Below are 25,481 nucleotides of genomic sequence, written 5' to 3'. Positions count from 1 at the left end.
GTTTCGCCTGGCTGGAAAAGAATAGAAGACTGTGGAAGAACTGCGAGCGAATGATTAACACCAGTTTGCAGTTCATCCACTTGGCTTTCCTGGCCCTTCTACTCAAAAGACTTTGAACAAGTTCTTAACAGTGACATCAACCATCTTTGAACCCATTGACGTTCTAATTGGACCTGAAAGATTTTCTCCAGTCTGGCCAATGACAGCGCGTACAGCGACCGACTGCAATGCTGGAAGTGGACTAGAGATGCTCACTTCGTACGCGCCAGATGGTGGTGCTTTGCCGCCATCACTAAACCAAGTGGTTGAAATACGACCATTGATAACTTCAACCTTGTCTTGTGCAAAATACTTGGCGCCAACTTTACGAAGGTCAGTCATTAAGATCATGCCATGAGGAAGATTCGTTGTTCCAAGAATGCGCACTCGGCCATCGGTTCCTCGCTCCAGTTCAAGCGAAACATCGACTTTGATTCCTTTGCCGGCTTGTGGTGGCTTCTGCTTCGAGGTGTCGTACTGCTTTTCTGTCTGCGCTGTTTTGGTTTTCGGCGAGTAGATGAGGAAGTTTGAGCCGTCTGGAAGCTTAATCATTTCCTCGGAACCCGCAGCAGGATTGGTTTCAAGCCAGGCATAAGCCATCAGTTCGCCCTTGGGTGGAAATAGAGTAGTGGCTCTTTGAATTTCTTCTTTGAGTAGACGCTCGGCTTCACTCGCAGTGATTTTCCGATTTACCGTTATGTTTATGATGGATATCTCGCCCATGCCCGCACCGTTGGGGTCAGGTACAGAATCACGAATCCAGTATAGACAATGCGCACACCACAAGATCATGAAACAAAAAATATACCGAATTTATCGATAATATTCTCAATTCGCGACCTGTCCCCATGTTTTCGGTTGGGGCCGACTTTCACACTTCCCATGCCCAAACATCCTTGGATAGTGGCTTGTTAGGGCGACGCCATTGCTTAACCGCGCCTTCGGTTGCGACGACGATTGAACTTTTTGAATCATCAGCCCACTTGAAGTCATTTGGTTCTCGCCAAGTAATAATCTCTTCATCGCTGGCTTCGTCTACCGTAACTTTTAGGTCTCGAACCTTCCTTCCGTAGAGCCACGGATCGTGACCACACAAGATACGTTCGCCATGTGGAACGCCATTGATGCCAAGAGGTGTTTGGGCTTTATAAACCATCTCGCGCTTGCGGTTGGCATAGTAGGCAACCTCCTTTGCAGGGTATCGTGAGCGGAGAACAAGCAATTCCATAAGGTCTGCAATCGCTGAATCAGAACGACGGGACGACAAGATCGCAGCGATCTTTTCGGTCGGCTCGGTTGATGTCCATTCCCAAGTAAGTAGCCAAGCATTCATGGCTCAAGGCCCCAACGTGGAGCTCAGGGGCGCTGCGCGGCTTTATCGCGCAGCGCCCCGCTGGAGCGTAGTGTTAGGCATTTCCGGTGCTGTATTTTTTATAAAAATCACTCGTTAATCTCTTTGAGAATGCGTGAACCAATACCTACAAGCTGGCTGGAGGCAAGCATAAGATTTAAGAAGTTGCCTTTACCTTCTGGTGATTGTTTTCCTGTGCAATTTCTAAAAAGCACCATCATTAAAGTAACTGCATTGTCGTGAGCTTTCTCTTTGTGACTGGGGTCAATCGTATCGAAAAAGAGTTCACGGTAGACAGGGAATTCCTCTTGCAGCCGTGACACGACCACATTCTTGGATGGACTTTTCCCGTCAACTGAATAGCTGCCGATAAGGTATTTAACCCACATAGCATTAAATTCGTCCGCGAATGCTGGCGGATCAACTTTCTGAAAAGTCAAAATCTTTGAGGTGGCCACAGACGAAACGAAAATGCCTGCCTCATAAAGTTTAGAGAACGGCCCATCAATGGTATTAACGAGAGACACGACTTGCGCGTAATGAGGTCGTAGCTTGTCAACTAACTCTTCTGGTGGTGATTGTTTCTTAAATAAACCAAACATGTTGCACGACCCTCCTTCGTAATACCATTCGTTAGAATTCAGACGCTTCTCTCCGTGACTGTAGCAATTGGCTCGGCTTTTTCATCCAAAAATAATAGGGGCTGCGTCATTCAATTCCTGACCTATCGCCGTGTATTGTTGGACTGCCATCTGATAGGCCATTTCTTTCTGCTGAAAAGCTTCCCAAGTCACTGGATTTCCCTTACTTTTTTCGTTCATTAAACGCTGTCGGTCAACTAGTGCCGCGACGGTTTTTCGGACAGCAGCCACGTAGCGTGACAGGATGTCGAAATAGTATCTTTCATCTTTCGACAAGGATAAGTAGGCTGTCTGCCGGAAAACCTCTATTTTCTTGTGAATGGAGTCCCATAGCGGCAAGAGTCCTTCGGAATCCTCAAGCAACTTCGACATAGGCACACCCCGCCCGAAGAGATTCTTCAGGAAGCTCTTGAAGGTGGCTGCATCCCGGAAGATTGCATTGTGGATAGCGATATAGACAGTCAGGCTGCCGTTTACGGTCGTCGCAAGGTCTTTGATTTGATCTGTGTGGTTCATGGGGCTTTTGCCTAATGTAGAGTTAACCGGCGCGCCGAAGGAGCGTCCGTGTTGAACGCCGGGTTAGAGGACTATTGCTTGCTTGGCTGTGCATTGTTTTGAGCTGGTGCTGGGTGTATGGCCGGCGGCATGACGGATGGCTTGCTAACCGGGGCGTTTCCATTTTGCAGGCTTGGGTAGAGTGCGCTTTTTTCAACGCCTTGCACGGAGCTGGTTGAGGTTACATCATTTTTTAGGCAGTAGCCCAACACAACGCCAGCGAGTGCGAAAGTGCCGCCGACACAGGCGGCGTAAAGCATATTTGGGAGGTTAATTTTGGCTTGGTCTTTTGCAATGTGTTTCTTCAACTCACGCTCGATGGCAATGAACTTTGGCGAATCATTTTCGGATGCTGTGAGTTCAGCGGCAAGCTCAACAAACGACATTTGGCATAATTTATTATCAGAAGGAATGTCATGAAATCCACGAACAAAACCCTCTTGCTCTTCTTGCGCATCGGTACGTTTCATTTAAATAGCACTAACGTAATGTATACGACATTCTGCCCTATAACTCAGGTGGTGATGTCGTATAATCAGAAAAATTATTAAAAAATTTGTAATATATCCTAAAATTGTAACGACTTCAGTAGGACAATCTTTAATAATAAATACGACAATGCCACCCGTTAAGAAACTGCTTGATCAGGTGCGTGAGAAAATTCGTTTCAAACACTATAGCCTGAGTACAGAAAATACCTATATTTCATGGATCAAGCAATTTATTACTTTTAATGATGAGCGTCATCCATTGGAGATGGGTGCTGCTGAGGTTGAGAGGTTTCTAACCCATCTGGCTGCCCGGCGTCATGTTTCCACATCTACCCAGAATCAGGCGCTGTCGGCAATTTTGTTTCTTTATCGCGAGGTGCTGGCAGTTGATTTGCCGTGGGTGGATAACTTTGAACGCTCCAGAGAACCCCGGCGATTACCGGTGGTTTTAACGATTCTGGAAGTTCAGAAGTTACTGCGGGAGACGGCGATCGCGCCGGCGCCAATCGGTTTGATCATCCATTTGCTGTATGGTACGGGTATGCGGTTGATGGAGGCGGTGCGGCTACGGGTAAAAGATGTGGAGTTGATGCGGCGGGAAATTGTTGTGCGTGATGGTAAGGGCGGTAAAGATCGGGTGACGATGTTGCCCGAGAGTTTGCTGGAAGCGATGCGTGCCCAGCTTGTCTTGCGCCGTGAGTGGCATGATGAGGATGTCTGTCTCGGCAAAGCGAATGTGTGGTTGCCCGATGCACTGGCGGCCAAATATCCTGGCGCGGCAAAGGAATGGGGCTGGCAGTATGTGTTTGCCGCCAAAAAATACTCGGTCGATCCTCTTAGCCAGATTGAGCGTCGCCATCATGTCGAAGAAAAACAGGTGCAGCGTTATGTCAAGAAAGCGGCGCTGGCCGCCGGAATTGCCAAGCCGGTCTCACCGCATACCCTTCGTCATAGTTTTGCAACCCATCTGTTGCAGGCCGGTTACGATATTCGCACTGTGCAGGAATTGCTTGGGCATAGCGATGTGGCGACGACAATGATTTATACGTATGTGTTGAACAAGAGTGGTAAGGCAGTAGTAAGCCCGCTCGATCATCTGTGATGATGGCCGGTTGCCGGGAGTTCTCACTATTTCACTATTTATTTGGTTGCGGTCATTCTCCGAATACTTCTTCCCACAATTGCAGAACGGCCTGGCGTGCATCGGTCAGGTGGTCAGCGGATATGCGGGCGTATACCTGAGAAACGCCTTTTGCAGGCGTGCCACCGGGGGACAGGGGTGTGCCGCTTAATCTCAGCTGGTGTTGCAGGCGGCGAAATTCACGATAGGCGGTGGGCACGGTGTTAGCCAGGTTGGATGGAATCAGACCAAGTTCTCCCGCCAGTTTCAGCAGTGCAATGTTGCCGATGTTGTCGGTTAGCTGTGGATGCTGATGGGCGTAGCCCAATATCAGGAATTGTACGATGAATTCCGCGTCGATGATGCCGCCGCGATCATGCTTGATGTCGAACAGGCTGGTGGAGTTTGGATGGGCATCGAGCATCTTGCGGCGCATCATGGTGATGTCCTGTTTGAGCTGCGTCAGTTCGCGTGGTTGGCAAAGTATTTCCCTGCGTAACTGTTCAAATTTTTCTCCTGCCTGTTGATCGCCAACGACAAAACGTGCGCGGGTCAGCGCTTGATGTTCCCATACCCAGGCAAGTTGATGCTGATAGTTGGCAAACGCTTCCATGGAATTGGCCAGTAATCCCGTGGCGCCGCTGGGTCGCAGGCGTAGATCGATTTCATATAGCACGCCAGCGGAAGTATGCGCGGTTAACCAGTGGTTGATGCTCTGTGCAAGTTTGGTATAAACCGCTAACGCATCCGGGTCGTCGTCGTCGTACAGGAACACGATATCCAGGTCGGATACGTATCCCAGCTCCTTGCCGCCAAGTTTGCCGTAACCAATAATGGTAAAGACGGGGTCGGGACGGTGTTTTTTCTTGAGGCCCTGCCAGGCAAGCTGTAATACGTGACCGAGAATGAGGCCGGCCAGTTCGGCCAGATGGTCGCTGAGCTTCTCCAGTGGCAGGTTGCCCTCCAGATCGACTGCCAGCAGACGGAAGGTCTGAGCATGCTGAAAATGACGCAGAACATCCATTTGCCATTCTGTCAGTTCTGCCTTCGGTATGTTGGCGTGATAAAGCTGATGGACGAGCTCGGCCTCGAGTACCACCCAGTCTGGTAAAGCATGCACTCCAAGCGGGGTGAGCAGTTCATCGAGCAGAATGGGATGTCGGCCGAGATAATCACTGGTCCACTGGCTGGCGCTGACGAGTTTGGCGACGCGTGGCAGAGTTTGTGGTTGCTCCTGCAGTAGCGCGAGATAGCCTGGGTGAGGACTGATTTTCTCAAGTAGCTGTAACATCCGCTCAAGCGTGATTTCAATCTGTGGAAAATGTGCGATAACTTCAATCAGGCTGGACATTAGGCCAAGTATTTTTTCCTGGCTGGTGGAAGGAAGTTGCTGAAAAAAATCGCTGTCGTAAAATCGTTGTACTCGCCCGGTAATTTTGTCGGGATCAGCGTAACCAAAGTCTTTAAGTTGCTGGTTGAAGGCTTTGGGCGTGGAGTCCCCGTCTGTCCCTTCGAGCTTTAGACTGGCCAGTGAGTTATGGTTGCCGGATTTGTGCCGCTCTGCAAAAATCAGTTCAAAATGACGTGAAGCTATTTTGCGGTGATGATCCAGTTGCTGTAGAAGCTCTGCATAATCTCTGAAATTCATTGTCTTGGTGATCAATATCTGGTCATCAGCATTCTGTGGCAGAGCCTGAGTCTGCTGATCATCAAGGTATTGCAAGCGATGCTCCAATTTACGCAGAAACTGATACGCGTCGATCAATTCATCAAAGGTTTGAGCGGGCACTGGTTGCTTTTGCCGGAGGCGTTTCAGGGTCGCCAGGGTAGGGCGGATGCACAGATCAGCGTCGAATCCGCCGCGAATCAGCTGGAAAAGCTGGGCGATAAATTCGATTTCGCGAATACCGCCGGGTCCAAGTTTGATATTGTCTTGCAGCTCACGTCGATAAATTTCCTTGCGCAGCTGGGCATGTAGCCGCCGCATGGCTTCATAGGCTTCAAAGTCGAGATATTTGCGGAATACGAACGGACGCACAACCAGTTCCATCAGGGCAGCCTCCGCAATCGAAGAGCCGGCGATGACCCGGCTTTTTATCCAGGCATGCCGTTCCCATTCGCGTCCATGTGTGACGAAATAGTCTTCAAGTGTGGCAAGACTGACTGCCAGAGGGCTGTTTTCTCCATACGGACGCAAACGCATGTCTACCCGGAATACAAAGCCGTCCGCGGTATAATCATTAAGACTCGCAATCAGCTTGCGTCCCAGTTTGGTAAAAAATTCATGGTTGGCAATTGGGTTGGCGCCTGTGGTTTCGCCTTCTTCCGGGTAGATGAAAATCAGGTCTACGTCGGAAGAGACATTCAGTTCTCTGCCGCCTAATTTACCCATTGCGACGACCAGCAGTTGCTGACGAGTGTCAGTTTTTTCACCTATCGGCTCACCATGGCGGGTAGGGTCGGCCAGCCAGGCATGGTGTAATTCAAGTGCAAAACGAATCGTGGTTTCTGCCAGAGCGGTCATAGTCAGCATGACTTCATTCAAATCCGCCAACCCGGTGAGATCACGTGCGATAAGGCGTAGCATGACCCGCTTGCGCAGTTGCCTGAGCGATCGACGCAGCCCTGCTTCATTGGTTGCAGCCGCAGTTTGCAGAAATTTAAGCATTTCTTGCTCACTGAAGGCATGCTGCATGTGCTGTACAAGGGCATCTTCCAACGCAGGTTCACTTGCGAGTGTTCTTTGCATATATCGGCTGTAAGGCAGAATGCTGCCCAGCAGTAAAGTGCTGTCAGGTGGTGATGTCATAACTGGTTGGGGAGCGGCCTCGATCGAAAACTGTTGGTGGAATCAATTAGAATATTTCTCGGTTTGCTTCTAAAATTCGTAGTTTTTTGTTGCACATAAAAAATGGCCTCTCAGGCTGTCAATTATAGGCTGCTCTGGTATTTATTGTTTTGGTTGGAGTGCTGCATTGGCAGTTCTGTCGATTAGAAGGCTTCTAAAAATTCATATTTCGCCACAATACTTCGTTACTCACAAAAAATGTTTCCTTACATATCAATTGTGTGCTGCGCCAACATTTTTTATTCGCGCCTGGTCTTACTCAGAACTCTGAGATTTTAGAGGTGCCCTAGAGATGTCGTTTACTGGAAAGCGTTTTATGCTGAATCGTTTCATGTCGCACTATCTGGTACGTCTGGCTGGCTGGTGCGGGTTATTCTCGATATTGCTCGCGAGTACGGTGTTATTAAGCTTGCGTTACTGGATATTGCCAAATATTGGTGATTACCGCGAGGAGATTGCGACAGTAATTTCGCGTACTGCACAGCAGGCAATCAGAATTGACGGTATCGAAGCCAATTGGGATGGGTTGCGTCCTCATTTGCTGATGCACGGCGTGCGGGTATTTGATGCGGCGCAAAATCCGGTGCTGATATTTTCCGAGATTGAGGGGACGGTTTCCTGGCGCTCGGTTCTGCGTGGAGAGATCAATTTTCATGAAATTATCATTGATCAACCGGCTTTGCTGATACGCCGTGACATGCAGGGCAGTCTGCATGTTGCCGGAGTAGCCCTGCAGGCCAGTGAAGACCAAGGAGGGTTTGGTGACTGGTTGCTGCACCAGCGGCGGGTGATCGTTAAGCAGGCTGCTGTTTTTTGGCAGGATGAGTTCCGTTCAGCACCAGTACTTTACTTTGATAGCGTAAATTTTCGTTTACAGAATGATCGCGGAGGGAAGCAGCACCGTTTTGGGCTGCAGGTGCGTACTTCGGCTGATCTGATCTCCGGAATCGATATTCGCGGAGATTTTATGGGTGCCTCAGTCAAGGATTGGTCTGCCTGGCAAGGTCGTTTGTATGTCAATTTACAGGATTTTGTGCTTGAAAACTGGCTGCAATGGTTGTCTCTGCCGGATGGGTACGAACTGGCGGGTGGTGCGGGAACATTCCGTGCCTGGCTCGATATTGACAGAGGTGAATTAAACGAATGGACAGCAGATATTGCACTGCAGGATACCGCGATACGATTTGAAGAACAGCTGCCTTGGCTATGGCTGGACAGATTGCAGGGAAGGCTGGGGCAAGCGTGGATGCCTGATTTTCCTGAGATCGGAACATACTGGTATGCGGATCATGTAGGTATTAGTCTGAGAGATGCGGCACCGTTACAAATAGGTTCGCTTGTCTGGCAGCGATTCCGTAAAAACCGGGAGGTGGCGTTGCAGCATCGTTTGCAGATTGATCGGCTCGATTTGGGTCTGCTGGCTAATCTGCTGCCGAGTCTGCCACTTTCTGAAGACTGGCGCAATCTTGCTTTAAATCTTTCTCCTATGGGAGTGGCGTCCCGGATGAGGCTGGGGTGGCTGGAAAATCAGCCTGACAAATGGATGTTCAGTCTGCAGGCAGATTTCAGCAATCTTTCTACTCAGCCTTACGGTGGCTATCCGGCGGTTGCCGGACTGAGCGGTACTATTCGGGCAACTGAATCGGTCGGGATGATGACATTGGCTTCGCAAAATTTACAAATTACCGGTGAAAAATCGGCTAACCAGAAATGGTTATTCGATTCGATGACGGGCCAAATTGGTTGGCGTTCATTACCCGAACAAGGGTTGACACTGCTGGCACTGGGTGACCTTACTTTTTCCGGTAAGGAAGCTGCAGGTAGCGTGCATGGCTACTATCGTCCTGCAGGGCTGGCTTCTAATAATAAGCTTGTGTTGGATGGCAGTCTTTCCAGGGGGGATCTGGCTCTGCTGCAAAAGCAGCTTGCCTGGTTACCGGATAAGGAAATACGTCAGTCAGTCAACGATGTAAGTGTAGCGGGTAAATTAGGCAAGACTAACTTTCAGGTAACCGGGAGTCTGAAGGATACGGACAAGAGCGAGCAATTGGCGCCAGAGGAAGTCATCGCGGTCAGCGCTCAGACAGAGGTCAGGCAAGTGCGGATGAAGCTGCCCGATGATTTGCCTGAAATCTCTAATCTATCTGGCAGGTTGTCCCTGCAGGAAGATAATCTGAGTGCATCTTTCGCCAAGGGGAAGATCGCCAATATCGATCTGCGAAACCTGGATGTTGCGCTTCAGGGTATTTCGACGGGCGTTACGGCAATTCAGCTCAATGGGGAGGTCAGTGGAGATTCTGGAGAAATGATTGATCTGGTAAGGAAAAGCCACTTTGTTCCATCGGCTGAGGAGTTGTTGAGTCATACTAGAATAACAGGTAAGGGAAAACTATCTCTGGAGCTTGATATGGCGAAGAATGAGAAAGATTTTTCGGTAACCAAATTGAAGGGCCGTTATCAGCTGATTGACAATCAAATCGATATTGGGCGTTTTGTTCCAGATTTGAACGAGATCAATGGTGGTCTGGTTTTTACGGAAAGGGGCATGGTTCTGGAGGACCTGCACGGTGAGATTTTTGGCGGCCCGGTCTCGATTACTTCAACCACTTCACCTTCCGGTGGTTTACGTTTACAGGCTGATGGTCGGGTGAATTTTGATGCGCTGACACTCGATTTTTCAGTGATGCCGGAGAGCTTGTTACAGTTGTGGGGACGATTTGCCAAAGGATCAACCGCATGGAAGAGCACGGTTGATATAGAGCCGGATAGTGTGGATGTTGTTGTGAGTTCTGATCTGGCGGGGCTGGAATTAAGCTTGCCGGCACCGTTAGCCAAAGCTGCTACCGAGAAAATGCCTCTGCATTTTCAGAAGCATTTCACCAAACCGAATCAGGATTTGTTAACAGTGCGTTTTGGTGAAGTGATAACAGCACAATTTCAGCGTATTCGCGAGAAGCCTTATCATTATCAGCCGATTCATACCACGATCTACTTCGGTAAGGATAGTCAGCCGTCGACAATAGTTACCGGCACGATAATAAACGGAGCTATCTCCAGGCTGGAATGGGATCAGTGGCGGGAGCTGATCAAGTTGCATGGTCAGCTGGAGGTGGCATCAGGACAAGTCGGGCGAGGGCTGGATGGGTTTCTTACTCAGTCTGCCTACCTGGATTTACGTATTGATCAGCTCGAATACCTGGGCAGTTATTTTAATAAGAGTCATTTGATGATAGACAGGCAGGGTGACGCCTGGACGGCGCGTGTTACCAGCAGGGAGGTAGATGGTGACATCGGCTGGTCAGGGCCTGCTCCGCATCAGGTGAATGCACGATTGAGCAAACTGATTATTCCAGCGCGAGCGGAGCAGGCCGCCTGGCTACCTGTGAGTCGTCAGCAAACACCAGTCGATTGGCCAAGTATCAACCTGACCGCAGATAAGCTAGTGGTTGATGAAGAAGTGCTTGGCCGCTTGACACTAAGTGCAGAACAAAGAAAAAATGACTGGCATCTGGAGAGACTGCAGATTGTGTACCCAGACGGAGAATTACGTGCTAAAGGAGTTTGGCAGAACCACATGCCGCCATTTGCGGTGAACGGTAATCTGCGACTTCAAACTACCAATATCGGCAGTCTGCTCAGCCGTCATGGTCAGAAAAATTGGGTCGCGCGTGGGGAAGGCAAGGTAGAAGGTGATCTTCAATGGAACGGCAAGCCTACCTCCATTGATTTTCCTTCATTGTCGGGTAACTTGAATATTACTGCTGAACGTGGCCAATTGATTAAATTGAAACCCGGTATTGGCAAGTTGTTGGGAATTTTTGACCTGAAATCCCTCCCGCGTAGATTAATGCTGGATTTCAATGATTTGTTGGGAAAAGGGTTTGGCTTTGATTATTTGTCCGGCAGTATCACTTTTGATCAGGGAGTTGCCACATTACACAATGCGTTGGCGATAGGCAGTTCAGCAAACCTGGCATTAACTGGCGAATTGGATATGGTCAACGAAACACAATCACTAAATTTGAAATCCTTTCCTTCATTTGGGCTGGCCACGCCTGTGGCCGGTATTGCGTCCATGATTACTACATTGACTCTGCAAAATCCTTTTGATCGCGTGTTGCTAAGTGAGTATGCTATTACGGGTAGCTGGGATGCGCCTGAAGTAATCAAGGTCGGCGAGGGGAATGGTGAAATTCCAGGAGAAAAAATTAATAAGGAGGGTAGGTAAAAATGAGCAATCCAATAAATTTTTGGCAATTCATGTTTCTGGTCGTGAGCCAGCATGCCAACAGTAAATTGTCTGATTTCTTTAATGGACGTAATCATGCCAGCTGATACCAGGCTGTTTTCGGGGCGCTCGCCAGAGGATACCCATGAAAAGGTGCGTGTAGCAGCAGTGCAAATGGCTTCTGGTCCAAGCGTCAGTGCTAATCTGGATGAGGCACTACGCTTGATCGAAGAGGCGGCATCACGTGGAGCGAAATTGGTGGTCCTGCCCGAATATTTCTGCATAATGGGGATAAATGATACCGATAAACTCACAGTGCAGGAGCATCCTGGAGAAGGGATAATTCAGCAGTTTTTGAGTGATACGGCCAAACGACTGAATATCTGGCTGGTAGGCGGTTCGGTACCGTTGGTTTCTTCCATTCCGGATAAAGTTTACAATAGCTGTCTGGTTTACGACCAAGAGGGCACGTTGGCGGCGCGTTATGACAAGATTCACTTGTTTGGTCTCGCGCTGGGCAATGAAAATTTTGCTGAAAACAGAACCATTGAGCCCGGTAACCAAGTCGTAGTGCTTGATACTCCATTTGGCCGGATGGGGCTGTCAATCTGTTATGATCTACGTTTCCCGGAACTTTACCGTATGATGGGTAAAGTAGATATTATTCTGGCGCCATCCGCTTTTACTGCCATCACCGGCAAGGCGCACTGGGAAACGTTAATCCGCGCGCGCGCAATCGAGAATCAAGCTTACCTGATAGCTTCAGCGCAAGGCGGATTCCATGTCAATGGAAGAGAGACCAATGGAGATAGCATGATCGTGGATCCGTGGGGGGTTATCCTGGAGCGCTTGCCGCGTGGTGCAGGAGTAGTGGTGGCGGATATTGATCACGCTTATCAAACCAGTGTTCGCACCAGTTTACCTGCACTGGAACATCGCTGCCTGCTGCCCTGTTAGGAGTCTGTCGGGTTTAAGCAATCGTAGTAAGCCAGGTGGGAGGGCAAAAGCAGGTTTTCTCGATTTTGGGGCGCATGGCGAGATTATGCAACGGGTAATTGTGGAAATATGAGCCGTTATCCCGTTGGCGTAATAGATCAGCCTCAAGTCCGACAGACTACTGGTACACAGGAATGGTGACTGCACCAGTTTTTTGCTCAGAATGGTCTGATTTTCTGGCCTAATTTTTCGGGATTTTTTCAGAATGAATGATTCAATTTCAATAGCCGATCAGTATCTGCTCGCGCCTTACCAGCTGGATGCCGGCAAGCTGGAAGCAGTTTTTGGCCAGATTTGTACCCATCGTATCGACTATGCAGATATCTATTTTCAGTATAGTCGTTCCGAGGGTTGGGTGCTGGAAGAAGGTATTGTCAAATCCGGTAGTTTTAATATCGACCAAGGTCTGGGGGTGCGCGCCACCAGTGGGGAGAAAACAGCTTTTGCCTATTCTGATGAAATTAATCATCTGGCATTGATGTCCGCTGCGCAGGCGACACGAGCCATCGCCCAGCAGGGCCAAAGCAGGCCCGCTGCAATCATTAGGCAGGGGCAGAATGTTCGCTCATCTCCTCTCTATCTGCCGCACGATCCGATCGCCAGCTGTGAGAATACTGACAAAATTACATTACTGGAGAAACTGGAAGGTTTCGCACGCGCACTGGATAAACGGGTGATTCAAGTCATGGCATCACTGGCCGGAGAATATGAGGTCGTGATGGTGATGCGCAGTGATGGTTTGCTGGCAGCGGACGTCAGGCCGCTGGTGCGGGTGTCGTTGCAGGTGATCGCCGAGGAAAATGGCCGACGTGAACAAGGAATGGCCGGGGGCGGTGGGCGATTTGATTATGCCTATTTTAGCGATGCGATTCTGCAGGAGTATGCGCACAAGGCGGTACATCAGGCGGTTATCAACCTGACGGCAAAACCGGCGCCAGCGGGTAGCATGACAGTTGTGCTTGGTAGCGGTTGGCCGGGGATTTTACTGCATGAAGCCATCGGCCATGGACTGGAAGCGGATTTTAACCGCAAAGGCAGTTCTGCGTTTTCCGGGCGGGTGGGTGAGCTGGTAGCTGCGCGTGGCGTAACCGTGGTGGATGACGGAACATTGAAGAACCGCCGCGGTTCACTAAATATTGATGACGAAGGTAATCCGACACAATGCACCGCCTTGATCGAAGATGGCATTCTCAAAGGCTATCTTCAGGATAGCCTGAACGCACGATTGATGAATCAGCCGGTTACTGGTAATGGCCGCCGAGAATCTTTCGCGCATATTCCAATGCCACGCATGACCAATACGTATATGCTCAATGGTGATAAGGTGCCGGAGGAAATCATCGCTTCTGTTAAAAAAGGGCTGTATGCGGCCAATTTTGGTGGCGGGCAGGTGGACATCACCAGTGGCAAGTTCGTGTTTTCAGCTGCGGAGGCCTATATGATCGAGGATGGCAAAATCACTTATCCGGTGAAAGGTGCAACTCTGATTGGTAACGGGCCGGATGTACTGACCCGCGTTTCGATGATCGGTAATGATTTGTTGCTGGATCCGGGTGTAGGAACCTGTGGCAAGGAAGGACAAAGTGTGCCGGTTGGAGTTGGGCAACCTACGCTGCGGGTAGACGGGATCACCGTGGGGGGGACGAATGGCTAGCACTAATAAAAGCTGTCGTAACGTTCTATTGATATTTGCAGGAATGTAAAGCGGTTTTTTAGTAAGATAGCGTTTATTTTTCTGAAACTGCCCGGCTTGAGGCACTTCTGAAAGAATGTCCAGTTAGCGATTGATTGCTGATCGCTAGCTTTTTTATTGCGATCATGAAAAATAATATATTGAATTTAGGAATTTTCCGCCATGAATGCTGAGCTGACTGGTGCTGAAATCGCCATACGTTGCCTGCAGGAAGAAGGTGTGACTCATATTTTTGGTTACCCCGGTGGGGCGGTACTGTTTATCTATGACGAATTATTCAAACAGGATAAGGTGAAGCATATTCTAGTTCGTCATGAGCAGGCTGCATTACATGCAGCGGATGGTTATGCCCGTTCGAGCAACAAGGTCGGTGTGGCGCTGGTGACTTCCGGTCCGGGAGTTACTAATGCGGTGACAGGAATCGCTACCGCGTACATGGACTCCATTCCATTGGTTATTATTAGTGGACAGGTGCCGACTGCGGCAATCGGGCAGGATGCCTTTCAGGAGGTCGATACGGTCGGGATTACGCGTCCTTGCGTCAAACATAATTTCCTCGTCAAGGATGTTGCCGAGCTGGCCACAACAATGAAAAAGGCTTTCTATATTGCTTCCAGCGGACGGCCAGGACCAGTGCTTGTGGATATTCCCAAGGATGTCAGCCAGCACAAGACGGCTTTTCATTATCCTGCTTCTGTTTCACTGCGCTCTTATATGCCGGTTGTCAATGGTAATATCAAGCAGATCAAAAAAGCAGCGCAAATGATTCTGGGTGCCAAGCGCCCCATGATATACGCAGGTGGCGGGGTAATTCTGGATGATGCCGCCACGGAACTGGCGACCTTCACACGAATGCTGGATTTTCCATGCACCAACACCTTGATGGGACTGGGAGCTTATCCGGCAACCGATCGCCAATTTGTTGGTATGCTCGGTATGCATGGTACGTATGAGGCTAATATGGCTATGCAGTATTGTGATGTTCTGATTGCCGTGGGCGCCCGTTTTGATGATCGCGTGATCGGAAATCCTAAACATTTTTATAGCGAAGACCGGAAGATCATTCATATTGATATTGATCCGTCATCTATCTCCAAACGCGTCAAAGTCGATGTGCCGATTGTCGGTAGTGTGTCTCAGGTATTAACTGAACTGATCAATCTGTTAAAAGCCAGCAAAGAAACTGGCGATACCCACGCGCTACAGGAGTGGTGGAAACAGATCGAGCAATGGCGCGCGCGCGATTGTCTGAAATACGATCGTGCCAGCAAGATCATCAAACCGCAAATGGTGGTCGAGAAACTCTATGAGGTGACACAGGGAGATGCATTCATTACCTCCGATGTTGGACAGCATCAGATGTGGGCGGCCCAGTTCTACAAATTTGACAAACCGAGGCGCTGGATTAATTCGGGAGGGTTGGGCACCATGGGCTTTGGCTTGCCGGCAGCGATGGGCGTGCAGATGATTAACCCGGACGCAATGGTTGCCTGTGTGACGGGTGAGGCAAGTATTCAGATGTGCATTCAGGAGCTGTCCACGTGCAAGCAATATCATCTGCCGATCAAAATTATCAGTCTGAATAATCGCTACATGGGCATGGTGAGGCAGTGGCAGGAATTTTTTCATGGCAATCGCTATGCGGAATCGTATATGGATGCCTTGCCGGACTTTGTGAAACTTGCTGAAAGCTATGGCCATGTCGGTATGCGTATTGAAAAACCGGAAGATATCGATGGCGCCTTGAAGGAAGCTTTCAACTTGAGAGACCGTTTGGTTTTCATGGATTTCGTGACGGATCAGACCGAAAATGTTTTTCCAATGGTGCCTGGCGGTAAAGGGCTATCCGAGATGATTCTGGTATAACAACATGCGACATATCATTTCAATATTGCTGGAAAATGAGGCGGGTGCGTTATCCCGCGTAGCGGGTCTGTTCTCGGCGCGCGGCTATAACATTGAATCCTTGTCGGTTGCGCCTACCGAAGATCCCACGCTATCGCGTATGACGCTGGTAACTTCGGGTTCCGAAGATGTCATCGAACAGATCACCAAGCAACTGAATAAACTGATCGAAGTGGTCAAGCTGGTGGATTTGAGTGATGGTAATCATATAGAACGCGAGCTGATGCTGGTAAAAGTCAGAGCGATTGGTTCGGCCCGTGAAGAATTCAAACGGCTGGTTGATATATTTCGTGGCAACATCGTTGATGTTACCGAAAAAACTTATACGATTGAGCTCACCGGCCCGAGTACGAAACTCGATGCGCTGCTGGAAGCCATTGATCGCAGTCTGGTTATGGAAATTGCGCGTACAGGCGCCTCTGGTCTGGGGCGTGGCGAGCGTTCGCTTACAATTTAACGTGCTTCGATCTGAAATAAATATCGATTTATAACTTGAGTAGTTATTGATATAAGCTTTTTTCGGTGAAAATGACAATAATTGTTCATATTAATTAAAAGGGAAGCAATGAAAGTTTATTACGACAAAGATGCAGATCTGTCTCTGATCAAGAGAAAGGAAGTAGCTATTATTGGCTATGGTTCTCAGGGGCATGCGCATGCCAATAATCTCAGCGACTCTGGTGTCAAGGTTACCGTCGGGTTGCGTAAAGACAGCGCATCATGGGATAAGGCCAAAAAGGCAGGCATCACGGTAAAGGAGGTCAGTGCGGCAGTCAAGGATGCGGATGTAGTCATGTTGCTTCTGCCGGATGAGCACATGGCTTCCATTTACCGTGAAGAGATTGAGCCGGTATTGAAAAAAGCCGCCTCACTGGCCTTTGCACATGGATTCAATATTCACTACGGGCAAGTTGCTGTTCGCGAGGATCTCGATGTGATCATGATCGCTCCGAAGGGTCCGGGGCATTTGGTGCGTTCGACTTATGTGCAGGGTGGCGGTGTGCCTTCATTGATTGCGGTTCATCAGGATAAATCCGGTAAAGCGCGAGACCTTGCCTTGTCTTATGCCGCCGCGAATGGTGGCACACGCGGGGGTGTCATCGAAACTACCTTCAAGGAAGAAACGGAAACAGATTTGTTTGGTGAGCAGGTGGTGTTATGCGGTGGCTTGACGGCATTGATCCAGACGGGGTTTGAGACATTGGTGGAAGCGGGATATGCACCGGAGATGGCTTATTTCGAATGTCTGCATGAGGTCAAGCTTATTGTGGATTTGATTTATGAAGGCGGGATTGCCAATATGCGTTATTCGGTATCAAATAATGCTGAATTTGGTGATATTTCTAGAGGACCACGCATTATCACGGAAACGACACGTAATGAAATGCGTAAGATTCTGCGCGAAATTCAAACAGGTGAATATGCCCGCGAGTTTATTCTTGAGAATCGTGCCGGTGCGCCTATGCTCAAATCGAGTCGTCGTCTCGCATCAGAGCATCTGATTGAACAAACGGGTGCGAAATTACGAGATATGATGCCGTGGATCAAAAATAATAAACTGGTTGATCAAACAAAAAATTAACGGACAAAAAGCTTTTTACAGTAATGAAGCCTCAAGTGATAAGTTGAGCAAAAATACAAAAACTGATTTTGCTTTACGTTGGCATGGAATATAAACAGATATGAAAATTATATAATGACTGATACTTACCCGCACCCGATCATAGCCCGTGAAGGCTGGCCATTCATTGCCGCAGCATTTTCCGCTGCCATGGTCATACACTTGTTTGCCGGCTGGTCATGGGCCATATTTTTCTGGGTAATTGCTTTTTTTGTTTTGCAGTTTTTTCGCGATCCGCCCAGACTGGTTCCTGCACTGGCCAATGCGGTACTGGCTCCTGCAGATGGCCGTATCGTTGCGATTGAAAAAGTCCAGGATCCCTACCTGGATCGTGAAGCGCTTAAGGTAGGTGTTTTTATGAACGTTTTTAACGTTCACTCCAATCGCAGTCCGGTGGATGGAGCAGTACAGAATCAGTGGTATTTCCCAGGTAAATTCTTTAATGCCAGCCTGCCTAAAGCTTCGCTGGAGAATGAACGTAATGCTTTATGGATTAAAAGCGATGCTGGCCAGGATATAACCTGCGTACAGATTGCCGGATTGATTGCCAAACGTATCGTCTGTCATGTTCACCCGGGAGAGCATCTGTCACGTGGACAGCGTTTTGGTTTCATCCGTTTTGGTTCGAGAGTGGACGTCTATTTGCCACTAAATAGTAAAGTAAGGGTGGCCCTTGGTGATAAGGTGCATGCGACCACCACGATCCTGGCTGAGCTTGTAAACCAATGAAAATCTGAAGATGGAGGAATTAGATCCGCTTCAGCAGCCATCAGGTAACGCCCAGATGAAGCGGCGGGGTATTTATCTGCTGCCCAATCTTTTTACGACAGCGGCACTTTTTGCGGGTTTTTATGCAATTGTGCAAGCTATGAATGGCAATTTCTCGTATTCCGTAATCGCTATTTTTGTGGCCATGGTGTTTGATGGCCTTGATGGTCGCGTTGCGCGTATGACGCACACACAATCCGAATTTGGAGCACAATACGATAGTCTGTCGGACATGGTTTCGTTTGGTGTGGCGCCCGCATTGATTGTTTATGAATGGGCATTGTGTGATCTGGGTAAGATTGGGTGGATTGCGGCATTTGTTTTCTGTGCCTGTGCCGCGTTACGCTTGGCGCGCTTTAATGTGATGATCGCGGTGGTGGATAAGCGATTTTTTCAGGGATTACCTTCACCGGCAGCAGCGGCATTGGTTGCCGGCATGATTTGGGTGGCTGAAGATTTTCAGCTCAGTGGTGCGGATGTGGTCTGGTTGGCTTGGGGGTTAACATTGTTTGCCGGACTGACCATGGTGACCAATATTCCATATTATAGCGGTAAGGAGTTTAATTTGCACAAGAAGGTTTCCTTCTTCGTGGTATCGCTGTTACTGCTTTTTGTTTTTGTGCTGGTGCCAAGCCACCCACCAGTAGTATTGTTCGGATTATTTTTACTTTATACGTTTTCCGGATATGGTATGAAAATCTGGCGCTTGGTAAAAAACAGAAAGCGTAATAACCTGCAGAGAGATAACTCATTACATAAATAATTACAAATAATTTATACTGCTTTGATGAATATTTGCTTCAAACTGCTGACTCTTCCGCATCCAAATTGCCTGGAACAGATGTGTTGCCGGGCAAACCGACTGCTGCGCCCCGCGCGCTAATCATTTAAACTTTCCTTCGTTTTTCAATATTCCGGGCTGGCGTTTATAGCCTTGTCGTCGATTCAAGCTAATGTAGTGTGGGGTAAGTAATGAAAGAGCATTTATATATTTTTGATACAACGTTACGTGATGGAGAGCAAAGTCCGGGCGCATCGATGACCCGGGAAGAGAAAGTGCGTATCGCCAGACAACTGGAGCGTATGGGAGTCGATGTGATTGAGGCTGGTTTTCCTGCAGCATCGAATGGTGATTTCGAGGCAGTCAAGGCGGTGGCAGACACAGTAAAAGAGAGTACTGTCTGTGGATTGGCGCGTGCGATCGAGAGGGATATCGACCGTGCCGGCGAGGCGCTTAAAGGTGCAGCTGATATCCGTATTCATACTTTTATTGCCACTTCACCGATCCATATGAAAAACAAACTGCGCATGGAACCGGAAAAAGTGATCGAGCAGGCGATTAAAGCGGTGAAATGGGCAAGGCAATATACCGATAATGTCGAATTCTCGCCAGAAGATGCAGGTCGTTCAGAGATAGATTTCCTGTGCCGGATTCTGGAGGCTGTCATCGATGCGGGTGCTGGCACGCTGAATATCCCGGATACGGTTGGTTATACGATGCCGGAGCAATTTGGCCAACTGATCCGGACGCTGCGTGAGCGTATTCCCAACTCTGACAAGGCGGTGTTTTCCGTGCATTGCCATAACGATCTTGGACTGGCTGTTGCCAATTCGCTGGCAGCGGTCATGAATGGTGCTCGCCAGGTCGAATGTACGATCAATGGCCTCGGAGAACGTGCCGGTAACGCAGCGCTGGAGGAAGTTGTGATGGCAGTTCGCACTCGTCAGGATTATTTTCCATGCGATACTCGCATCGATGCGACCCATATCGTACCTGCGAGCAAGCTGGTTTCCGGGATTACTGGTTTTCCAGTTCAGCCGAACAAAGCAATTGTTGGCGCAAATGCCTTTGCACATGAATCGGGCATTCATCAGGATGGCGTGCTCAAACATCGGGAAACTTATGAAATCATGCGTGCAGAAGATGTGGGCTGGGGTGCCAACAAGCTGTTGCTGGGCAAGCACTCTGGGCGTAATGCCTTTCGTAGTCGCTTGCAGGAACTGGGTGTCGATGTTACTTCCGAGGACCAATTGAATGCGTTATTTGTCCGTTTTAAGGAATTGGCAGACAAAAAGCATGAGATTTTTGATGAGGACCTGCAGGCACTGGTTTCTGATGAAATCAAGCAGCCTGAAGAGTATTACCGCCTGATTTCCCTGGTCGTTCATAGTGAGACAGGCGAGCCACCATTTGCCAGAGTGGTAATTGCAGAAGGAGGCAATGAAAGGCAAGCGGAATCGAGTGGAAGTGGTCCGGTAGATGCAACTTTTCGTGCTATCGAGAAAATTCTGAACAGCGGATCAGAATTACAGTTATTCTCAGTGAACAATATTACCAGCGGAACGGATGCGCAGGGAGAAGTGACGGTCAGATTACAGAAGGCAGGCCGGATCGTTAATGGCCAAGGTGCCGATACCGATATTGTCGAGGCATCGGCCAAGGCTTACCTGAGCGCTTGCAATAAACTATACACCAAACTGGAGCGGGCTCATCCCCAAGTATAGACATGCACTACCTATTAACCATTTTTATAATGTTTCTGGTCGCGACTACCCCTGTAGATGCACAGACACCTGATTTCACTCTGAAAGACAGTGCAGGTAGAACGCATCAGCTGTCGGATTACTCGGGAAAATGGGTGCTGGTTAATTTCTGGGCAACCTGGTGTGCGCCTTGCCTGAAAGAAATTCCTGACCTGGCAGCATTGCATGAAGCTCGCAAGGATATCGTCATTATCGGCGTGGCAATGGAGTTCGATGATCCAGCAACCGTCATGAAATTTGTTGATGACTTGAGTATTCCCTATCCGATCGTGTTGGGTAATCATAAAATAGCGGGGCAGATAGATGAGCTTTCCATGCTGCCGAGTACGTATCTTTATGATCCGACAGGTAACCCTGCTGCACGAAAAATTGGCCTTATTTCCCGTGTCGAAATAGAAGCATTTATCGGCGCACACTAAACTTGAACATTATCGCGATTGATACTTCCACGGCTTACTGTTCATTAGCTTTGTGGCAGAATGGCACGATAAGCGATCAGGACACGTATGTTGGGCAACGTCATTCAGAACTGCTGTTGCCGATGCTGCAGACCTTGCTGGATGAAGCGGCGCTTAGTCTTAGCCAGATTGACGGTATTGCCTATGGCGCAGGTCCTGGTGCTTTTACCGGTCTGCGTATTGCCTGTGGTGTAGCACAGGGGCTGGCATTTTCTCATGACATACCTGTCGTGGGTATTATCACGCTGGAAGCGTTGGCGCAGCAGGTAAATATGCCCAAGGTGATAGCTGCGCTGGATGCCCGGATGGGCGAGCTTTATTTTGCGGCCTATACCAGAATCGATCAGGGCTGGTTGACCGTTCACACGCCTATGCTGATCGATCCAGCATCTGTTCCTGCCGTTGAGGGGGAAGAATGGGTAGCGTGCGGGAGTGGTTTCGATGTGTATGCGGCGGCACTTGCAGACCGATATGGCAATCAGTTGCTGAAGATTGTGCCGGATCTTCATCCGCGCGCGCGTGAAATAGCGTATTTGGCAGTGGATAAATTCTTGCGGGGAGAGGGAGTGGCGGCAGAACATGCGCTGCCAGTTTATCTGCGTGACAAGGTAGCATTGAAGGAAAGTGAACGGGGAAGGTGATTCAAGAACAGACCGTAATTCGTGAAATGCATCTGGAAGATCTCGAGCAGGTCATCCTGATTGAGCATGAGATTTTTATTTTTCCTTGGACATTGGGAAATTTTCGAGATTCGATCAAAGCGGGTTATGCCTGCCGGGCGCTGACGCGAAAAGAAAACGATACGTTAATGGGATACGGGGTAATGATGATGGGTGTGGATGAAGCACACCTCCTTACCTTGGGTATTGGTTCTGTCTGGCAGAAACAAGGGTGTGGCGCCTATTTATTACAATACTTCATTGAATTAGCAGGAAATGGGGGAGCAAGATCCGTATTGCTGGATGTGCGTGTATCCAATACTAACGCGGCCAAACTTTATCAACGTTTGGGATTCGAGCAAATCGCGATACGCAAGGAATATTATCCGGCAATGTGTGGTAAAGAAGATGCGCTAGTGATGCGGCGAGCGCTATGAAGTTGCGCATTTGCGCAGAAAATCTGCTCTATATTCAGCATGTGGGATAACAATCGTCTTAAAGAACTGGGATTGCTGCCACTGTGGCGTCTCAGGCCAGATGAGGACACTCACCAAGTGAAATCGAGTCAGCAAGCCCTGTTGGAAAACAGTACCGATAAGACTGAACTTGAAAGTCTTACTGCTTGCATGAATTGGGTACAGTTAAACCAGGCTGTTGCAGAATGCATGGCTTGTCCGCTGGCAAAAACACGCAAAAATACCGTGTTTGGAGTGGGTGATCAAGCTGCCAGCTGGTTGTTTATTGGGGAGGGTCCTGGTGCCAGAGAGGATGAAATAGGTGAGCCCTTCGTCGGCCAGGCTGGCAAGCTCTTGGATAGCCTGCTGCAGGCAATTCATCTTGATCGCCACCATGACGTCTATATTGCTAACATCGTTAAATGCCGCCCGCCTGGCAATCGCAATCCAGAAGCGACTGAAGCAGAGAAATGTCGCCCCTATTTACTACGTCAGATCGCACTGATTCAGCCCAAATTGATCATCGCGCTCGGCAAGGTTGCTGCCGGGAATCTACTGAATACTCACGACAGCCTCGCGAGTTTGCGCGGGAGGGTTCACGATTTTTCAGGAATCCCACTCATCGTAACCTATCACCCGGCTTACCTGCTTCGGTCGATGATCGACAAGGCTAAGGCATGGGAAGATCTATGCTTTGCACAGGCGTTCATGCAGGGGATCAGGCACAATATCGGATCAAATTTGCCTGTTTCGCGTGCCGATGAGATGTAGTGAGTCCTGTTTGCGTTGGTTGTTGATGTGCCACTGACGTACCAATACCATCGTGGTTGATACAAACAGGCCAAACAAAGCAATGACGGCGTAGATGTTAACATCCAGCCAGATCAGGAATGCATAAACGGACAACATGACCAGTATTCCCAGATTTTCGTTGAAATTCTGTACCGCAATGGAATGCCCTGCACCCATCAGGATATAGCCACGATGCTGCAGCAGCGCATTCATCGGTACGACAAAAAATCCCGCCAGCGCACCAATGATGACCAGCAGGATGACAGCAATCCATAAATCCTTGACTAGTATCATCAGTATGACGACCATGCCCATAGCAATGCCTAACGGCAGAACAGTAACCGAACGACGTAAGGAAATCATTTTTGCCGCCAATACCGCACCAGAGGCGATACCAATAGCGACTACTCCTTGTAACAGTGCCGCCTGATTGAGCGCATAACCGAGTGCGGTTTCAGCCCATTCAAGCACAATAAATTGTAATGTGGCCCCTGCTCCCCAAAAAAGGGTAGTAACAGCCAGCGAAATTTGTCCGAGTCTGTCAGTCCATAGCAACTTGACGCAATGGGAAAAATCATGAAAAAGAAATACCGGATTTTTCTTGAGCAGTCGATGATCGATACCGGTGTTGGGGATAAACAGATTGATGATCGCAGCAGTCGTATAAAATAAGGCGACTACCATGATGCCGGCAGCTGTGGGGGTATCAATCAGTGCAGGCGAAAGATCAACTAAAGTACTCGTGATGACAGGAGTGATCAGTAGTCCGCCGATGACAGTTCCGATTACGATGGAAGCAACTGTCAGACTCTCCATCCAGCCGTTGGCGACCACCAGTTTTCCCGGAGGAAGTAATTCTGTCAGAATGCCGTATTTGGCTGGTGAGTAGGCCGCTGCACCCAGACCGACGACGCCATAAGCCGCCAGTGCAGTATACTGGTGTGCCGTCAGAAATAATAATAGACAGCCAATGATCTTGATTGAGTTGCTGATAAACATAACTTTCCCTTTAGGCATAGAATCAGCAAATGCTCCGACCACTGGCGCAAGAACAACATAGAACAGGACAAAGACAAATTTGAGCATGGGCGTGAGATAGGTTGGCGCATGCAAATCGATCAGGAAGGCAATAGCAACCACCAAGAGCGCGTTGTCGGCTAATGACGAAAAAAATTGTGCCGCCATGATGGTATAGAAACCGCGCTCCAAGCCCTATCTCCTTAACAATATCTACTCAGCACGCTTTATATCATGAAAGCCAAGCCTGGTCATTTAAGGATTTAGGATTTTTCTAAGAATCCATATTTTGTCATAATACCTTTGCTCCCCCTCAAGAAACTGAGGAAGATTTTTTAGAGCATTTCATGCGTAATAGACGCATATAGAATTACACTTCTCGCCAATCAGAATTTTATTTAGGGTTGTTATATAACAAACTGATTTATTTATAATAAACTCATATTAAATCATTGTTGCTTAACACAACAAGAACTCGGCGAGTTGGAATACGAGCATTGCGATACCAGCGACATGCGGTATGCGGATCGGATCAAAGGCGTGTACTTACTTGGCAGTGGCTGGCCAGTCGGCCGAGTCGCGCAGGCGCTGATGGTAGATCGGGAAAGTATGCGCAACCATCACAAGCGCTACCGCAAAGGCGGACTGATGGCCTTGCTGCGCAAAGAGGCGGACGGCAACGGCCCAACATCATATGGTGTCATCGATTGCAACGACCTCAGCGCCACTGTCCGCTATGACGACACCATTAATGCCCAATCGATCATCAAGCGGTTCCAACAGATTGAACCACAAAATCCAGAAGCCGTGCGGATTCATGTCATCTGTGACAACGCCCGTTACTACCATGCCCGGTTAGTGAAGGACTACCTGGCGAATTCCAGAATCGAACTGGTTTTTCTGCCGCCTTATGCACCGAACCTCAATTTGATCGAGCGGTTCTGGAAATTTTTAAAGAAAACCATACTGTATGGGCGCTACTACGAAACCTTTTGCCAATTCAAAACAGCGTGCGGCAATTTCTTTGCCGGACTAGAACAGCACCACGTTTCGCTACGCTCGCTATTTACCTATCGCTTCCAGATCATCGGTAGGTCACGCTTGAGTGCCAAAATTTAAAGTGCGGTGGGTATTATTCGTTGAGTTTTTTGCTGTTATCAACAGAAGTGAGAGCGATACTGGTTTGTGATACATTCATTGGCTTTGCCGCCAACAGAAATTCATTAGTAAGTCAAAGCAGGATAAAGTTGTGAAGGTTCAAACTGGAACGTTGAAGGCACCCAACTTCGTGCAGTACTTC

The 25,481-nt window shown here is 48.8% G+C and carries 22 protein-coding genes and 1 pseudogene; 16 read left to right on the top strand and 7 right to left on the bottom strand.

Features of this window, described 5'->3' with window-relative positions; translation table 11 throughout:
• Positions 1 to 116, top strand: a pseudogene (locus NSMM_RS15260) (IS5/IS1182 family transposase); the annotation flags it as partial.
• Here the strand turns inward: NSMM_RS15260 and NSMM_RS10925 are convergent.
• The 5 genes from NSMM_RS10925 to NSMM_RS10905 form a co-directional block, all read right to left on the bottom strand.
• Positions 103 to 762: a hypothetical protein gene (locus NSMM_RS10925; RefSeq protein WP_090287402.1), complete on the bottom strand. Its 660-nt coding sequence runs from the start codon at positions 760 to 762 to the stop codon at positions 103 to 105. The pseudogene NSMM_RS15260 and the gene NSMM_RS10925 sit on opposite strands and share 14 nt — an antisense overlap.
• 148 nt (positions 763 to 910) lie before the next feature.
• A complete protein-coding gene (locus NSMM_RS10920; RefSeq protein WP_090287400.1) occupies positions 911 to 1,372 on the bottom strand; it encodes a hypothetical protein in 462 nt (153 codons plus the stop codon).
• A 107-nt stretch (positions 1,373 to 1,479) separates the two neighbouring features.
• Positions 1,480 to 1,992 (bottom strand): hypothetical protein, encoded by a 513-nt coding sequence (locus NSMM_RS10915; protein ID WP_090287399.1) that lies wholly within the window; start codon positions 1,990 to 1,992, stop codon positions 1,480 to 1,482.
• A gap of 81 nt (positions 1,993 to 2,073) precedes the next feature.
• A complete protein-coding gene (locus tag NSMM_RS10910) occupies positions 2,074 to 2,547 on the bottom strand; it encodes a hypothetical protein (protein ID WP_090287398.1) in 474 nt (157 codons plus the stop codon).
• 71 nt (positions 2,548 to 2,618) lie between these two features.
• Positions 2,619 to 3,056, bottom strand: coding sequence for a hypothetical protein (locus NSMM_RS10905; RefSeq protein ID WP_090287396.1), 438 nt, complete (start codon positions 3,054 to 3,056; stop codon positions 2,619 to 2,621).
• 148 nt (positions 3,057 to 3,204) lie between these two features.
• Between NSMM_RS10905 and NSMM_RS10900 the strand changes: the two genes are divergently transcribed.
• Complete coding sequence (locus NSMM_RS10900) at positions 3,205 to 4,179, top strand: integron integrase (protein WP_090287394.1); 975 nt, start codon at positions 3,205 to 3,207, stop codon at positions 4,177 to 4,179.
• 52 nt (positions 4,180 to 4,231) lie between these two features.
• On the opposite strand, the gene glnE is transcribed toward NSMM_RS10900, so the two are convergent.
• Positions 4,232 to 7,006 carry a bifunctional [glutamate--ammonia ligase]-adenylyl-L-tyrosine phosphorylase/[glutamate--ammonia-ligase] adenylyltransferase gene (gene glnE, locus NSMM_RS10895; protein ID WP_090287393.1) on the bottom strand — a complete coding sequence of 925 codons (2,775 nt, stop codon included), beginning with the start codon at positions 7,004 to 7,006 and terminating at the stop codon, positions 4,232 to 4,234.
• A gap of 331 nt (positions 7,007 to 7,337) precedes the next feature.
• On the opposite strand from glnE, the gene NSMM_RS10890 reads away from it, so the two are divergent.
• The 13 genes from NSMM_RS10890 (at position 7,338) to NSMM_RS10830 (ending at position 23,143) form a co-directional block, all read left to right on the top strand.
• Positions 7,338 to 11,273, top strand: a complete 3,936-nt coding sequence (locus NSMM_RS10890; RefSeq protein WP_090287391.1) for a YhdP family protein — start codon at positions 7,338 to 7,340, stop codon at positions 11,271 to 11,273.
• Positions 11,274 to 11,369: 96 nt separating this feature from the next.
• Positions 11,370 to 12,230, top strand: a complete 861-nt coding sequence (locus NSMM_RS10885; RefSeq protein WP_090287389.1) for a carbon-nitrogen hydrolase family protein — start codon at positions 11,370 to 11,372, stop codon at positions 12,228 to 12,230.
• Positions 12,231 to 12,474: 244 nt separating this feature from the next.
• A complete protein-coding gene (tldD, locus tag NSMM_RS10880; protein ID WP_090287387.1) occupies positions 12,475 to 13,923 on the top strand; it encodes a metalloprotease TldD in 1,449 nt (482 codons plus the stop codon).
• Between the two features lie 201 nt (positions 13,924 to 14,124).
• Positions 14,125 to 15,828 carry an acetolactate synthase 3 catalytic subunit gene (locus NSMM_RS10875; protein WP_090287385.1) on the top strand — a complete coding sequence of 568 codons (1,704 nt, stop codon included), beginning with the start codon at positions 14,125 to 14,127 and terminating at the stop codon, positions 15,826 to 15,828.
• Between the two features lie 4 nt (positions 15,829 to 15,832).
• Entirely contained in the window at positions 15,833 to 16,324 is a 492-nt protein-coding gene (gene ilvN, locus NSMM_RS10870) for an acetolactate synthase small subunit (RefSeq protein ID WP_090287383.1), read from the top strand.
• Positions 16,325 to 16,432: 108 nt separating this feature from the next.
• Positions 16,433 to 17,449, top strand: coding sequence for a ketol-acid reductoisomerase (gene ilvC / locus NSMM_RS10865; protein WP_090287382.1), 1,017 nt, complete (start codon positions 16,433 to 16,435; stop codon positions 17,447 to 17,449).
• Positions 17,450 to 17,563: 114 nt separating this feature from the next.
• Positions 17,564 to 18,217 (top strand): phosphatidylserine decarboxylase, encoded by a 654-nt coding sequence (locus NSMM_RS10860; RefSeq protein WP_090287380.1) that lies wholly within the window; start codon positions 17,564 to 17,566, stop codon positions 18,215 to 18,217.
• A 10-nt stretch (positions 18,218 to 18,227) separates the two neighbouring features.
• A complete protein-coding gene (gene pssA / locus NSMM_RS10855; protein ID WP_090287378.1) occupies positions 18,228 to 19,019 on the top strand; it encodes a CDP-diacylglycerol--serine O-phosphatidyltransferase in 792 nt (263 codons plus the stop codon).
• Between the two features lie 209 nt (positions 19,020 to 19,228).
• Complete coding sequence (locus tag NSMM_RS10850) at positions 19,229 to 20,761, top strand: 2-isopropylmalate synthase (protein WP_090287376.1); 1,533 nt, start codon at positions 19,229 to 19,231, stop codon at positions 20,759 to 20,761.
• A 2-nt stretch (positions 20,762 to 20,763) separates the two neighbouring features.
• Positions 20,764 to 21,219: a TlpA family protein disulfide reductase gene (locus NSMM_RS10845; RefSeq protein WP_245654777.1), complete on the top strand. Its 456-nt coding sequence runs from the start codon at positions 20,764 to 20,766 to the stop codon at positions 21,217 to 21,219.
• A gap of 2 nt (positions 21,220 to 21,221) precedes the next feature.
• On the top strand, positions 21,222 to 21,899 hold the full coding sequence (tsaB, locus tag NSMM_RS10840; RefSeq protein ID WP_090287374.1) for a tRNA (adenosine(37)-N6)-threonylcarbamoyltransferase complex dimerization subunit type 1 TsaB: 678 nt from the start codon (positions 21,222 to 21,224) through the stop codon (positions 21,897 to 21,899).
• On the top strand, positions 21,896 to 22,354 hold the full coding sequence (gene rimI, locus NSMM_RS10835; protein WP_245654776.1) for a ribosomal protein S18-alanine N-acetyltransferase: 459 nt from the start codon (positions 21,896 to 21,898) through the stop codon (positions 22,352 to 22,354). The genes tsaB and rimI overlap by 4 nt, the downstream gene beginning before the upstream one ends.
• Before the next feature lie 39 nt (positions 22,355 to 22,393).
• Complete coding sequence (locus NSMM_RS10830) at positions 22,394 to 23,143, top strand: uracil-DNA glycosylase (protein ID WP_090287372.1); 750 nt, start codon at positions 22,394 to 22,396, stop codon at positions 23,141 to 23,143.
• Here the strand turns inward: NSMM_RS10830 and lplT are convergent.
• A complete protein-coding gene (gene lplT / locus NSMM_RS10825; RefSeq protein ID WP_090287371.1) occupies positions 23,108 to 24,373 on the bottom strand; it encodes a lysophospholipid transporter LplT in 1,266 nt (421 codons plus the stop codon). The genes NSMM_RS10830 and lplT overlap by 36 nt on opposite strands.
• A gap of 291 nt (positions 24,374 to 24,664) precedes the next feature.
• Between lplT and NSMM_RS10820 the strand changes: the two genes are divergently transcribed.
• Complete coding sequence (locus NSMM_RS10820; protein ID WP_090287370.1) at positions 24,665 to 25,300, top strand: transposase; 636 nt, start codon at positions 24,665 to 24,667, stop codon at positions 25,298 to 25,300.
• Positions 25,301 to 25,481 lie beyond the last annotated feature (181 nt).

Origin of the sequence: Nitrosomonas mobilis (assembly GCF_900103035.1) — a bacterium.
Lineage (GTDB): Bacteria > Pseudomonadota > Gammaproteobacteria > Burkholderiales > Nitrosomonadaceae > Nitrosomonas > Nitrosomonas mobilis.
Note: the sequence above shows the minus strand (reverse complement) of the source record. Positions and strands in the feature narration are given on the sequence as shown.